13 protein-coding genes are annotated in these 13073 nt (G+C 72.2%); 11 read left to right on the forward strand and 2 right to left on the reverse strand.

Translation table 11 applies throughout. From position 1 onward, the window contains the following. Positions 1-117: 117 nt before the first annotated feature. Complete coding sequence (locus tag ACZ3HQ_RS24110) at positions 118-423, reverse strand: hypothetical protein (RefSeq protein ID WP_467513932.1); 306 nt, start codon at positions 421-423, stop codon at positions 118-120. A gap of 214 nt (positions 424-637) precedes the next feature. Between ACZ3HQ_RS24110 and ACZ3HQ_RS24115 the strand changes: the two genes are divergently transcribed. From ACZ3HQ_RS24115 to ACZ3HQ_RS24140, 6 genes are all read left to right on the forward strand, one after another. Then, complete coding sequence (locus tag ACZ3HQ_RS24115; RefSeq protein WP_467513934.1) at positions 638-1015, forward strand: ArsC/Spx/MgsR family protein; 378 nt, start codon at positions 638-640, stop codon at positions 1013-1015. Between the two features lie 97 nt (positions 1016-1112). Next, complete coding sequence (locus ACZ3HQ_RS24120; protein WP_467513935.1) at positions 1113-1841, forward strand: hypothetical protein; 729 nt, start codon at positions 1113-1115, stop codon at positions 1839-1841. A 366-nt stretch (positions 1842-2207) separates the two neighbouring features. Continuing rightward, positions 2208-3239, forward strand: coding sequence for a glutamine synthetase (gene glnII / locus ACZ3HQ_RS24125; protein WP_467513937.1), 1032 nt, complete (start codon positions 2208-2210; stop codon positions 3237-3239). A 464-nt stretch (positions 3240-3703) separates the two neighbouring features. After that, complete coding sequence (locus ACZ3HQ_RS24130) at positions 3704-4318, forward strand: winged helix-turn-helix domain-containing protein (protein WP_467513938.1); 615 nt, start codon at positions 3704-3706, stop codon at positions 4316-4318. 61 nt (positions 4319-4379) lie between these two features. Further along, on the forward strand, positions 4380-5426 hold the full coding sequence (locus ACZ3HQ_RS24135) for an NAD-dependent epimerase/dehydratase family protein (RefSeq protein WP_467513939.1): 1047 nt from the start codon (positions 4380-4382) through the stop codon (positions 5424-5426). A 119-nt stretch (positions 5427-5545) separates the two neighbouring features. After that, positions 5546-7111 (forward strand): DUF1996 domain-containing protein, encoded by a 1566-nt coding sequence (locus ACZ3HQ_RS24140; RefSeq protein WP_467513941.1) that lies wholly within the window; start codon positions 5546-5548, stop codon positions 7109-7111. Positions 7112-7241: 130 nt separating this feature from the next. Here the strand turns inward: ACZ3HQ_RS24140 and ACZ3HQ_RS24145 are convergent, their stop codons facing one another. Then, the gene (locus tag ACZ3HQ_RS24145) at positions 7242-7649 is read right to left on the reverse strand and encodes a hypothetical protein (RefSeq protein WP_467513942.1); all 408 of its coding nucleotides are present in this window, start codon (positions 7647-7649) and stop codon (positions 7242-7244) included. A gap of 134 nt (positions 7650-7783) precedes the next feature. Here ACZ3HQ_RS24145 and ACZ3HQ_RS24150 point away from each other — a divergent pair, with 134 nt between their 5' ends. The 5 genes from ACZ3HQ_RS24150 to ACZ3HQ_RS24170 all read left to right on the forward strand — a co-directional run bounded on the left by ACZ3HQ_RS24150 (position 7784) and on the right by ACZ3HQ_RS24170 (position 13073). Then, positions 7784-8290: a tetratricopeptide repeat protein gene (locus ACZ3HQ_RS24150; RefSeq protein ID WP_467513944.1), complete on the forward strand. Its 507-nt coding sequence runs from the start codon at positions 7784-7786 to the stop codon at positions 8288-8290. A 61-nt stretch (positions 8291-8351) separates the two neighbouring features. Next, complete coding sequence (locus ACZ3HQ_RS24155) at positions 8352-10274, forward strand: hypothetical protein (RefSeq protein WP_467513945.1); 1923 nt, start codon at positions 8352-8354, stop codon at positions 10272-10274. A 79-nt stretch (positions 10275-10353) separates the two neighbouring features. Next, positions 10354-11256: a metal-dependent hydrolase gene (locus ACZ3HQ_RS24160; RefSeq protein WP_467513946.1), complete on the forward strand. Its 903-nt coding sequence runs from the start codon at positions 10354-10356 to the stop codon at positions 11254-11256. Next, positions 11249-12313: a PDR/VanB family oxidoreductase gene (locus ACZ3HQ_RS24165; RefSeq protein WP_467513948.1), complete on the forward strand. Its 1065-nt coding sequence runs from the start codon at positions 11249-11251 to the stop codon at positions 12311-12313. Before ACZ3HQ_RS24160 ends, ACZ3HQ_RS24165 begins: the two co-directional genes overlap by 8 nt. 70 nt (positions 12314-12383) lie before the next feature. Next, a complete protein-coding gene (locus ACZ3HQ_RS24170) occupies positions 12384-13073 on the forward strand; it encodes a TetR/AcrR family transcriptional regulator (protein ID WP_467513949.1) in 690 nt (229 codons plus the stop codon).

Genomic DNA, 13073 nt, shown 5'->3' on the forward strand with positions numbered 1-13073 from the left:
CGGAGCACAGGTTGGGGCTGTGGTTCCGCGATCACCCGGAGGACGGACGCAGGCCGGCGGCCGAGCTGCCGGCGGGGTGAGTGCCGGGCGCCCCCGGGAGGCGCCCGGCCGGAGGGATCAGTGGAGGAGCGCCCGGACCATGCGGCAGGTCGTGGCGGACGGCGGGTGGACGCCGAGCCGGTCCGCCGTGTCGCGTATCTCCTCGTCGCGGGCCTGGGCCGGGAGATAGACGCCCGAGTCGAGCAGGGCTATGGCGAGGCGCATGGCCTTCAGACGCCGGTTGTGCGTCACGTACCACTCACGCGGCCGCCCGGCGGGCAGCGGACGCTTCACGGCGGGCGTGTACGGCGAGTCGAGCGGCACGGGCCGCCTGGCGGTGGACTGGGTCGGCGACGGCTTGTTCCTCAGAGCGGCAACGGACACGGAACACCCTCCTGTGGCGAGCGGAGCACCCACCGGAACCCCCCGGCGAATCCTCTCGAACACTGCCCCCAGTCTACCGGCGCCCACCGACAACGGGGAGGGCGTGAAGAAGCACGGAATCCCCTGGTGGGACCGGTAATTGGCGTACTGTCACACGAGTGGCGCGAGGGGTGCCAGGAAATCGAACAGGGCGGGCGCGGCGTACCGTACCCCCATGGAGATCTGGATCAACCCCGCCTGTTCCAAGTGCCGCAGCGCGCTCGGCGTACTGGATGCCGAGGGAGCCGGGTACACCGTGCGCCGGTATCTGGAGGACGTGCCGAGCGCTTCGGAGATCCGGGAGCTGCTCGGGCGGCTCGGGCTGGAGCCGTGGGACATCACCCGGACCGGGGAAGCCGTGGCCGGGGAGCTGGGGATGAAGGAGTGGGCCCGGGACGCGGATGCGCGGGAGCGGTGGATCTCCGCGCTCGCCGAGCACCCCGTGCTGATCCAGCGGCCGATCATCACCGCCGAGGACGGGACGGCGCTGGTGGCGCGGTCGGAGGAGGCGGTGCGGGACGCTCTGCGGCGGGGCGGGCCAACTTCCGTATGACGTAGGTCACTTACGCAACGCGTGTCACCGTTGAGACACGGCGGCCGGGCCTCCCGTACATAGCGGCGTACGCTCCCCTACCCCCCTGGAGGCGCCGATGTCGCGCAGGAGAAGTCTCGGCACCAAGAAGAAGATCGCGCTGCTCGTCAGCGCCGCCGCGGTGGCGGGCGGTGGGGCCTTCGCCCTGGCGGCCACCTCGAACGCGGCGCAGAGCCCGCAGGACGCCAAGACCCTGTCGTCCGCCGCGGACTCGACCGTGTGCCAGGGGTTCGCCACCGCCCTCGGCAACAACCAGAAGTTCATCGCGGACCAGAAGGCGAACCCGGACGCGCAGTCCTCGGCCCGGATCGCCAACCGCGAGGCGGTCATCGCACAGATCAAGGTCCAGCAGCAGGCCGCCGGCTGCACCGTTGGGGAGTCGGCTCAGGGCTCCCAGGCGGGCAACCAGCAGGGCGCGGGCCAGCAGGGCGCCGGGCAGCAGGCCGGTGGCGGGCAGCAGGCCGGCGGTCAGCAGAGTGCGCCGCCCGCGCAGAGCGCTCCGCCCGCGCAGGGAGGCGGCGGTGGCGCCGCCGCCTCCGGCCAGCAGGTCTGCAACGGCTCGACCGTCACGCTCTCCGGCGAGGGCGGCGCCCCGGCCGCGTCCAGCAACCAGTTCCCGATCGGGACCACGCTGAAGGTCACCAACCTGGACAACAACAAGTCCACGACCGTCAAGGTCGCCTCGGTGTCCGGCAGTTGCGCCCTTCTCAACAACGCGGCCTTCGAGCAGGTCCGGGAACCGGGCAAGTTCCTGATCCGCCGCGCCGTGATCGAGAAGGTGGGGTGAGGCGCCACGAGGTGAACGGAAACCGGTGAGACGACGGCCCGGACCGACCGCGATGTCGGCTCCGGGCCGCTCCCCGGTCTCCCGCACCCCGCACACCCCGTACCGACGGGCGGGGTCCGTGGCTCGCCGCCTTGCGCACCCACCCGCGCAGGAGGAACAGGCGGCGCCCCCGGACCCCGCCTCCGTCATGTGCGGCGACCACATGGTGAGCCGCAACACAGAACCTCCAGGTAACACGGGGTTCACACACGGGCAATGATCGGGAAATCGCCTGTTGGCACGCTGCCGGACATATCGACGCGGCGCCCGTGCCGCGGCGTCGCGGCACCTCGTGTGCGCCCGAACCACCCCGAAGGATGTGTCCCCGTGACCTTCAAGGCCGAGTACATCTGGATCGACGGCACCCAGCCGACGGCCAAGCTCCGTTCCAAGACGAAGATCATCACGGGTGCCCCGGCCGGTCTCGACGCGCTTCCGATCTGGGGCTTCGACGGCTCCTCCACCAACCAGGCCGAGGGCCACGCCTCCGACCGCGTGCTCAGGCCGGTCTTCACCTGCCCGGACCCGATCCGCGGCGGCGACGACATCCTGGTGCTGTGCGAGGTCCTCGACATCGACATGACGCCGCACGTGTCCAACACCCGTGCCGCGCTCGCCGAGACCGAGGAGCGCTTCGGCGCCCAGGAGCCGATCTTCGGCATCGAGCAGGAGTACACCTTCTTCGACGGCACCCGCCCGCTCGGCTTCCCGGAGAACGGCTTCCCGGCCCCTCAGGGCGGCTACTACTGCGGTGTCGGCGCCGACGAGATCTTCGGCCGTGACATCGTCGAGACCCACCTGGACAACTGCCTCAAGGCCGGTCTCGGCATCTCCGGCATCAACGCCGAGGTCATGCCCGGCCAGTGGGAGTTCCAGGTCGGCCCGCTCGCCCCGCTGGAGGTCTCCGACCAGCTCTGGGTGGCCCGCTGGCTGCTGTACCGCACCGCCGAGGACTTCGGCGTCTCCGCCACCCTCGACCCCAAGCCGGTCAAGGGCGACTGGAACGGCGCGGGCGCGCACACCAACTTCTCCACCAAGGCCATGCGCGAGGGTTACGACGCGATCATCACCGCCTGCGAGTCCCTCGGCGAGGGCTCCAAGCCGCTGGATCACGTCAAGAACTACGGCGCCGGCATCGATGACCGCCTCACCGGCCTGCACGAGACCGCCCCGTGGAACGAGTACAGCTACGGCGTCTCCGACCGCGGTGCCTCGGTCCGCATCCCGTGGCAGGTCGAGAAGGACGGCAAGGGCTACATCGAGGACCGCCGCCCCAACGCCAACGTCGACCCGTACGTGGTGACGCGTCTCCTGGTCGACACCTGCTGCGCCGCGCTGGAGAAGGCCGGCCAGGTCTGATCCCGCATACGCCGAAGGGCGCCCGCCGAGCCGGTGGGCGCCCTTCGGCGTACCCCCGGCCGGCAGCGGGTTTCGGCCAAGAAGGTGTCAAGGAGGCGTCCGAGGGGTGAGAGAGGGCTCCTCGGCGGCGCCCGCGTCTGCTTCAATGGGCGCATGGTCGGCATCCAGAACTTCGTAGCTACGGGTCGTGAGGACCTGGAGCCGTTCTGGCCTTCCCGTCAGCACGACGACTTCGACCGAGAGTGTTGCCGCGCGGCCACCGCGCGAGCCCTCTGAGCACCGTCGGTCCCTGAGCGCCGGACACCACCGCCCTCACGGACCTGAACGGCCTCCGGCCAGCGCGTCACGACGAACGTCCCCCTGGCGTGCGCCCGACCACCAGTCCCCGACCACCAGTCCCGGACCACGAGTCACGGCCGCCGCCTCGCCCGACGACACTCCTCGCGCGAAAGAGCTGACCTCTCATGGCGACCCACCGTCCTCAGTCCACCGCCACCACCCTCACCGACCGCCCCGCCTCCCCGGCCAAAGGCCCCCGGCACCGGCTGCGCGCCGTCGACCGGGACGAGGAGTGGCATCTGCCCTCCCCCGCCGTCCCGGAGGCGGTCGCGGAGACCATGGCGGACCTGCTCCCGCCCGGCGCCACCTGGCTGCCCGCCCCGCCGCACACCCTGCCCGACCTCCCCGGCCGCCCGCCGATGGTCGGCTACCTGGTCCTGGTCCCCGCCGACCAGCGGCCGCCCTTCGCGCCGGTGGCCGTCCCCGCCCCGGCCGAGCCCGCCCCCGAGCCGGTGGTGCGGATCGACGCGGTACGCCGGATCGCCCATGTCGACGGCCGTGAACTCGACCTGACCTACCTGGAGTTCGAGCTGCTCGCGCATCTGGTGGCGCATCCGCACCGGGTGCACACTCGCGACCAACTGGTCACCACGGTCTGGGGATACGGCCACGTCGGCGACGGCCGTACGGTCGACGTGCACATCGCCCGGCTGCGCCGGAAGCTGGGCGCCCGGTACCGGCACGCCATCCAGACCGTGCGCCGGGTGGGCTACAAGTACACGCCCCCGACGGCCGGTTGAGCCGATCCGCTCTGAGCGGACGTGGGTGCCGCCCGCGTCCGCTCCGGGCATGATCCCCGGCATGAAGCTACTCGTGCTGGGCGGAACCGAGTTCGTGGGCCGGGCCGTGGTGGAGGCCGCGCTGGAACGGGGCTGGGAGGTGACCGCGTTCAACCGCGGCAACCGCCAACCCCCGCCGGACGTGCGGTCGTTGCATGGTGATCGCACCACACCCGAGGGCCTGGCCGCGCTCACCGCCGACGACACCCGCTGGGACGCCGTCGTGGACACCTGGACGGGCGCGCCGAGGACCGTGCTGGAAACGGCCCGCCTCCTGAAGGACCGCGCCGAGCGGTACGCCTACATATCCACCCGCTCCGTCTACACCTGGCCCTGGCCCACCCTGGGCGGCCTCGCCGAGGAGGGCCCCCTGGTGGAGGGCGCCGCCGACGCGGACGCCACCGACTACGCGGCCGACAAGCGGGGCGGCGAGCTGGCCGTCCTGGACACCTTCGGCCCCGACCGCACCCTGCTGGTCCGGGCCGGCCTGATCCTCGGCCCCTACGAGAACGTCGGCCGCCTCCCGTACTGGCTCACCCGGATCGCGCGCGGCGGTGAGGTGCTGGCGCCGGGCCCGCGGGAGATGCCGATCCAGTACATCGACGCCCGCGACCTGGCCGACTGGGTGCTGAGCGCGCTGGACAAGGGGCTGAGCGGGCCGTACGACCTGGCGAGCGCGCCGGGCCACACCACCATGGGTGAGCTGCTGGAGCGGTGCCGGGAGGTCACCGGCTCGGTGGCCGAGCTGCGCTGGACCGACCCGGAGACGGTCCTCGCGGCCGGGATCGAGCCGTGGACCGAGCTGCCGGTCTGGGCGCCGCCGGACGGCGAGCTGTCCTGTGTGCACCGCGGGGACGTGTCGCGGGCGCTGGCCACCGGGCTGCACTGCCGGCCGGTGGACGAGACGGTCGCCGACACCTGGCGCTGGCTGACCTCGATCGGCGGGCAGGTGCCCGGGCGGCCGGGCCGGAAGGCGCCGGGCGTGCCCGCGGACAAGGAGGCGGCGGCACTCAGGGCGAATTCCAACTCCCCCAGTTCAGAAGGCATTTCACCCGCCGAGCGCGGGTAGACCTGGGAAATATTTGTGAGACCGGTGAACACCTCTGGGGCGGCGTGCGTATGGAAGGGCGCCGCTTCACTCCTGTCGGGCGCCTCGAAGCTGCCCCGCAAGGAAGTCAGAGGAGTTCCATGGGACGCAACACACGTAAACGCCGTTCGCCGCTGGCCATCAAGGTCACCGCCGCATCGGCGGCCCTAGCGCTCGGCGGGGGCGGGCTGATCTGGGCGAACTTCTACGCCTCGGCTCACGAGTCGGACAATGACGCGTGGGGAGGCAACCGCACCAAGGCCGCGGCCGCGCAGGTCGCCACGATCTCGTGCCCGGACGTCGGCCAGAAGCTGACCAACGTGCCGGACAAGGCGCGTACCGATGTCGCCGGTGAACTGTCCAACCTGGACCGGCAGATCACCGAGGCGTACCAGCGCCTGGCGACCACGCGGGACGCGCAGACGCGGGACGCGAGCTTCGTCCAGAACAGCATCCTCCAGCCGCTCAAGGACCGCCGCCAGAACATCCTGGACCGGATCAAGCTGGAGATCACCCGCGTGGGCGGCACCGCCCCGGGTGACCTGGACACGCTGGCCAACTGCACCGGCACCCCGGCCGACCAGACCAACGCGGGCGGTCAGCAGGGCGGTCAGGACGGCGGTCAGCAGCAGGGCGGGGGCCAGCAGCAGGGTGGCGGCCAGGACAACGGCGGCCAGCAGCAGGGTGGCGGCCAGCAGGGCGGCCAGAACAACGGCGGCCAGCAGGGCGGCAACATCGGCGGCCAGGCCGGCAACGGCCCCGTCGCGGCCGACTTCGTCGACATCACCAAGGCCCAGGCCAACGTGAAGGCCAAGCCGCGCAACGCCCGCAACGCCTCGCGGGGCACCTTCACCACCCGCTGCGGTGTGAACACCAACAAGAACCACAACACCGACAACGTCATCGTGGCGCCCGGCGTGAAGAACGGCGCGCACCACCTGCACGACTACGTCGGCAACCAGAAGATCGACGCGTTCGCCAGCAACGACACGTTCCTCCAGGGCGGCACGAGCTGTCAGAACAAGAGCGACCTGTCGTCGTACTACTGGCCGGTCGTCCGCGTCCAGGACGGTTCGCAGGACTTCGACCAGAACAACGACGGCGGCGGCAAGGAGGGCAACGTCGGCAAGATCCTGACGCCGGTCCAGGCGCAGATCAAGTACGTCGGCAGCCCCACCGGCAAGGTCGTGGCGATGCCGCAGTTCCTGCGGATCATCACCGGTGACGCGAAGACCACCACCAACGGTCTGGCCAACGCCAACGCGCACTGGAGCTGCACCGGGTTCGAGAACAAGGTCCAGCTCACCGAGCAGTACCCGATCTGCCCGCAGGGCAGCAAGGTCGTGCGGTCCTTCGCCTTCCAGAGCTGCTGGGACGGCCAGAACACCGACAGCGCCAACCACCGCACCCACGTGGCCTTCGCGGACGCCAATGGCAACTGCCAGAACGGCTTCAAGGCCATTCCGCAGCTCACCATGCGCCTGGTGTACGACATCACGCCGCCCACCATCGAGAACGGCCAGGTGAAGAACGCCTACGCCGTGGACGGTTTCCCGGAGCAGCTCCACAAGCCCTCCACCGACCACGACGACTTCATCAGCATCACCACCAACAATCTCGCCAACAAGATCGCCAACTGTGTGAACCGCGGTCAGAACTGCTCGTGAGCCACACCGCGTGACGCACAACAGGTGATCCACAGCTCGTGATCCTCCGAAGACCCCCCTCCTCGGGGGATCACGGCAGAAGGCCGGTGACGGGAACTCCGTCACCGGCCTTCGCCGTGTGTGTACCGCGTCAGCCGGAGTGCTTCGCCCCGTGCCCGCTGTGGTCGGTGCCCACCTCGACCTCGCCGCCCAGCGTGCCGCGCAGCGCGTCGACCACGCCGTCGTCGCCCACGGCGACCCACTTGCGGCCGACGAGGTAGTGACCGCCGTAGTCCTTCGCGTCGTTGATCCACTCGCGCTGGCCCCGGTCGGTGGCGAAGGTGGCCAGGACGAACTTCCCGTCGGCGTTCTTGCAGAGCGCCTGGCGGATCTCGTCGGCGTCGGTCTGCATGTCCGGGCGGCACTTCACCTCGGCGGCCAGGCTCTCCAGGCTCCCGGTCGCGGTGGCCGGCACCCTCGCCGAGTCGTCCTGGTCCGCGCCGCAGCCCGCCAGCGTCAGCACCACGGCGCCCACGAGCACCGCGCTGGTCATCCTCATCCGTTCCTCCGGTCCCGGTGGTCCTGGTGGGCCCTCAGCATCCCGCACGCGGGCCCTCGCAACGGGTACGGCTGCGAGGCCCGACATGCTCAAATCCCTTGATCGGTATGCCCGGTGCCTGCCAGAGTGGTCCGATGGACCGAGACTGGGAAGAGCGCGTGGCGGCCGCCTGGGCCGCCTTGGACACCTGGCCCGAGGACGACGCGGCGGGCTTCCGCGCCGTGATCGACAAGCTGGCCGCCGAGTTGCCCGAGGACCATCCGCTGGGCCTGTTCGAGCGGGCCTGCGCCTTCGACTCGACCGGCCACTCGGCCGACGCGGTCGGCCTGTACCGCGCGGCCCTGGACAACGGCCTCACGGAGGCGAACCCGTACAAGGCCCGGCGGACGAAGATCCAACTGGCCAGCTCGCTCCGGAACACCGGACACGCGGAGGAGGGCGTCGCCCTGCTCACCCCGGAACTCGACGCCCACTCCGACGAGTTGAACGACGCGGTACGGGCCTGTCTGGCGCTGTGCCTGTCCAGCCTGGGCCGGGACCGCGAGGGCCTCTCGCTGGTGCTCGGCGCGCTGGCCCCCCATCTCCCGCGCTACCAGCGGTCGATGGCCAACTACGCCCGCCTGCTGACCGAACCGGCGTGATCCGGGCCGCACATCACCCGTGCGGCGGTGACCTACGGCCGCCTCGCTCGTTCTCCCCGATGTGCAGTCACAGGATGTAGCCCAGCGTCACGCACCCGCCTCCTCCCGGAACCAGGACCCGGCCGTCGATGTCGGCCGGGCCGAGGCCGCGCTCGTCGAGCACTATCCGCGGCTGGTCCGGCTCGCCTACCTGGTGCTCCCGCCCGCTCTCGGCCGGGGGCGCCGGGTCCTGACCGCACACGCCCTCGCCCAGCGCGCCCTGCCGCGCGGCCGCAAGCAGCGCGCGCTGATCCCGGCCCAGTCGACCGGCCGGAACGGCGACGCCGGCTACGAGTTCGTCCGGCTGAGGGTGCTGCGCAGCGCGCTGGAGGCGTCCGCGCCGCGCAAGGGACTCCCCAAGCTGTCCCAACTGCCCGCCCCGCTCCCCCAGGTGTGGGGTCTGAGGCTCTTCCCGCGCTCCGGCGGCGCCGACGAACTCGCCCTGGACCAACGGCTGTCGGCCCTCACCGGTCCGGCCCGTGCCGCCTATGTCCTGCGCGGCCTGGAGGGGCTGGCGGACGACGACGTGCGCAAGATCCTCAAGGCCGCCGGGGTCACCCGTACCGAGTCCGCGCTGGCCGGGGCGAACGGGGTGCCCGCGCAGTACGCGCTGCTCGCCTCCCCCGAGTTCGACGCCTGCTCGCTCCAGGCCCGGCCCACCGACCTGATGCGCCGCCGCCAGCACACCAAGGCGGCGGTGGCCGCGGTGGCCGCGCTCGCGGTGGCCTGCGTGCTGGTCGCGCTGCCCGGCGGCGGCTGGGGCCCGGACGGCGCCGCCGCCCCCGCGTACGCGGAGAACCCGGCCGCGGTGGCCGCGCTCGACCCGGCCAAGGTGCAGCGCGTGACCCCGGCCGCGTGGAAGACCTCGGCCCGTACCGACTTCTCGGTGTGGCCCGCGCGCGGCCCGCTCACCGGTGACGACGGCCTGCTGCGCCGCGCGCTGGCGGTCTGGGCCCGTCCCGGCGCCACGGTCCGCGTCTCGGCCACCCCCGGCACCTTCACCGGCGGCCCGGCCGGACCGCCCCAACTCCTGTACGCGGGCGACGTGGACGCGGCCCGCGTGGTGATCCTCTACGACGGTCTGCGCATCGCCCGCTACGCCGAGCCCAGGGACGGCACCGAGGGCGCGGCCCTGGACTTCGCCCGCGTCGACGGCGCGACCGGCGCCGAGGCGAGCGCGCTGGTGCTCGGCCGCTCCGACGGCAACGTCCGTTATCTGACCGCCCCTTGGGTGAAGAAGGCGGCCGGACGGGACCTGGCCAAGCCGGAGTCGGCGCCGACCGCGCTCACCCTGACCGACGGGGTCACCTCCCCGCTGGCCAGCCCGGCGCTGCGGACGGGCGACTGCACCTCCTGGACCGTGCTCCAGTTGACGGACGGCTCGGGCACCCAGCTCTCCAGCGACCTGGGCGAGCTGGTGCCGGCCCATCTCACCGCGGGCCGGCCGGGTGCGACCCGCGAGGCGACCGGGGCCGAAGGGCTGCGCGCCTGGGCGCCGTTCGCCTGCTCGCTGGCGGCGGAGCGGGCGGCCGGGGTGCGCGCCGTGAACGCGTGGGCGTTCGCCGAGCAGCCGCTGCCGGACGCGAGCGGCTCCGGGCAGTGGGTGTGCACGCGGGCGGAGACCTGGCGCGGCGACGGCACGGCCGCGCTGGCGCAGTTCCGTACGCCGGGCGGTCCGGCCGGGGCGGTCGTGGCCAAGGGCACCGACACCACGGCGTGCGGGCCGCGTGCTCCGCATGTGCTGGCCGGGGTGCTGTGGAAGTCCAGCGGCGGCCACTGGTATCTGCTGGCGGCGGGCAGCCGGGGCGTGACCTCGATCCGGTCCTCGGGCGGGGTGACCGCGTCCGGACAGGGCCAGTTGCTGGTGGCCAAGGCCGAGCAGGGCGCCCAGGCGCAGTTGGCGGGCACCCTGGAGGGCGGCCGGAAGATCAGCGGGCTGCACTGACCGGGCGCTGCTGACAGTTTGCCGAACAAGGCGTCGCACGGGGGTTCTCAGACGGAGTACCCATCAGTACATTGACGCCATGTCTAACAAGCAGGCCCGGCCGGTGCAGGCCGAGCGCATCCCGCTGAAGGCGCGCAAGGTGTCCTTCGCCTGGGAGGACACCCCGCTGCACTGGGTGCCCGGCGACCCGTTCACCACGCACACCGTCAATGTGCTGCATCTGCTGCTGCCCGCCGGTGAGCGCTGGTTCGTCCATGTGTACAAGCAGGCACTGCCGCTGATCCGGGACGAGCGACTGCGGGAGGACGTCATCGGGTTCATCGGGCAGGAGGCGATGCACTCCCAGGCCCATGACGAGGTGCTGCCGCATCTGCGCGAGCAGGGGCTCGACCCGACGCCGTACACCGCGCAGGTCGACTGGTTCTTCGAGAAGCTGCTCGGGGACCGCACCCTGCCGCCGGGCCGGGCGCGGCGCTGGTGGCTGCTGGAGCGGATCGCGCTGATCGCGGCGATCGAGCACTACACCGCGTTCCTCGGCGACTGGGTGCTGAACGCGGCCGAGCTGGACCGGCGGGGCGCCGATCCGACCATGCTGGACCTGCTGCGCTGGCACGGCGCGGAGGAGGTCGAGCACCGCTCGGTCGCCTTCGACCTCTTCACGCACGTGGACGGCGACTACCGGCGCCGGGTGCGGACCTGGGCGCTGGCCTTCGGGGCGCTGATGTTCCTGTGGCAGCGCGGGGCCCGCTTCTTCATGGAGCACGACCCGACGCTGACCGGCGGCAAAGCGTCGTTCCGGGAGTTCTACGCCGGCGGCCGCCGGGGCACGCTGCCCGCGACGGGCGCGCTGCTGAAGTCCGTCCCGCGCTATCTCAGCCGGGCCTACCACCCGTCCCAGGAGGGCTCGACCGCGCAGGCGGTGGCCTACCTGGCCTCGTCCCCGGCGGCGCTGGCCGCGGAGAAGGCGGAGCACGATGCCTGAGCAGACCACCCGTTCCGTCGCCGCCGCCGCGCTCCTGGTGGGCGCCGGGCTGCTGACCCGGCGGGCGCTGCGCCGCCGGGTCAAGGACTCCCCGCTGTGGCCGATGCCGGCGCTGGACCCGCCGGTCTCCGGGCGCCCCCGCACGCGGGCGCTGCGGCTGCTGCTCACCGGGCACGAGCGCATCGCGGACGGCGTGGTGCGGCTCCGCCTGGAGGGCGGCGACCTGCCCGCCTGGGAGCCGGGCGCGCATCTGGACCTGGTGCTGCCGTCGGGGCTGGTGCGCCAGTACTCGCTGTGCGGGGACCCGGCGGACTCCTCGGCGTACGAGGTGGCCGCGCGGCTGGTGGAGGACGGCCGGGGCGGCTCGCGGGAGGTGCACGAGCAGCTCACCGAGGGTATCGAGCTGGAGGTGCGCGGCCCGCGCAACCGGTTCCCGCTGGTGAAGGCCCCCGCCTACGTCTTCGTGGCCGGCGGCATCGGGATCACCCCGGTCCTGCCGATGCTGCGGGCCCTGTCGGAGGACGTGGACGTGCGGCTGCTGTACTGCGGGCGTACGCGGGCCTCGATGCCGTTCCTGAAGGAGGCGGCGGATCTGGTCGGGGACGGGTGCACGGTGGTGGCCGAGGACGAGGACGGGCGCCCCGACCTCACCGCGCTGCTGACCGGGCTGCCCGAGGGCGCGGTGGTGTACTGCTGCGGCCCGGAGGGGCTGATGGCGGCGGTGGAGGCGGCGCTGCCCGAGGGGACGGCGTTGCACCTGGAGCGGTTCGCCCCGCGTGCGGCGGGTGGCGCCGACACCGCCTTCGAGGTGGAACTGCGGCGCAGCGGGCGGACGTTGACCGTCCCGGCCGACTCGACCGTGCTGGCGGCGGTACGCCGGGAACTGCCCGACACCCTCTACTCCTGCGAGCAGGGTTTCTGCGGGACCTGCCAACAGCGGGTGCTGGAGGGCGAGGTGGATCACCGGGACGAGCTGCTGACGGACGGGGAGCGCGACGACTCGATGCTGATCTGCGTCTCCCGCGCCCGGGGTGAGCGGCTGGTGCTGGACATGTGAGGGCGGGGAGTCAAGGCCGGGGCGGAACCGGAACGTCCAAGTGTCGTTGCCGGTCGGTAAGGTTGAACCCATGGGTACCGGGGTTCGCCGCAGGATGGGCGTCGAGGAGCGGCGGCAGCAGTTGATCAAGGTCGCGCTCGACCTGTTCAGCCGGCGCTCGCCCGACGAGGTCTCGATCGACGAGATAGCGTCGGCCGCGGGCATCTCCCGCCCGCTGGTCTACCACTACTTCCCCGGCAAGATGAGCCTGTACGAAGCCGCGCTGACGCGGGCGGCGGAGGATCTGGCGGGCCGCTTCGAGGAGCCGCACGAGGGCCCGCTCGGCGCCCGGCTGCTCCGGGTGATGGGCCGCTTCTTCGACTTCGTGGACGAGCACGGGCCGGGCTTCTCCGCCCTGATGCGGGGCGGCCCGGCGGTCGGTTCCTCGGCCACCAACGCCCTGATCGACTCGGTGCGCCAGGCGTCCTACGAGCAGATCCTCTCCCACCTGGGGATCACCGAGGCGCCCGCCCGGCTGGAGCTGGTGGTGCGCTCGTGGATCTCGCTGGTGGAGTCGACGGCGCTGATCTGGCTGGAGGGCCGCCGGGTGCCGCGCGAGGAGCTGGAACGCCAGCTCGTGCACGACTTCGCCGCCCTGGCCGCGGTCAGTGCCGCCTACGACCCCGAAATGGCCGCCGTGGTCCGGACGTTCGTACAGAACGAGCCGGGCGACGGTCCCTTCGCGGAACTCGCCGCCCGGCTGATCTCTCTGGCGTCCTGA

Source organism: Streptomyces sp. NPDC018263 (assembly GCF_055562575.1).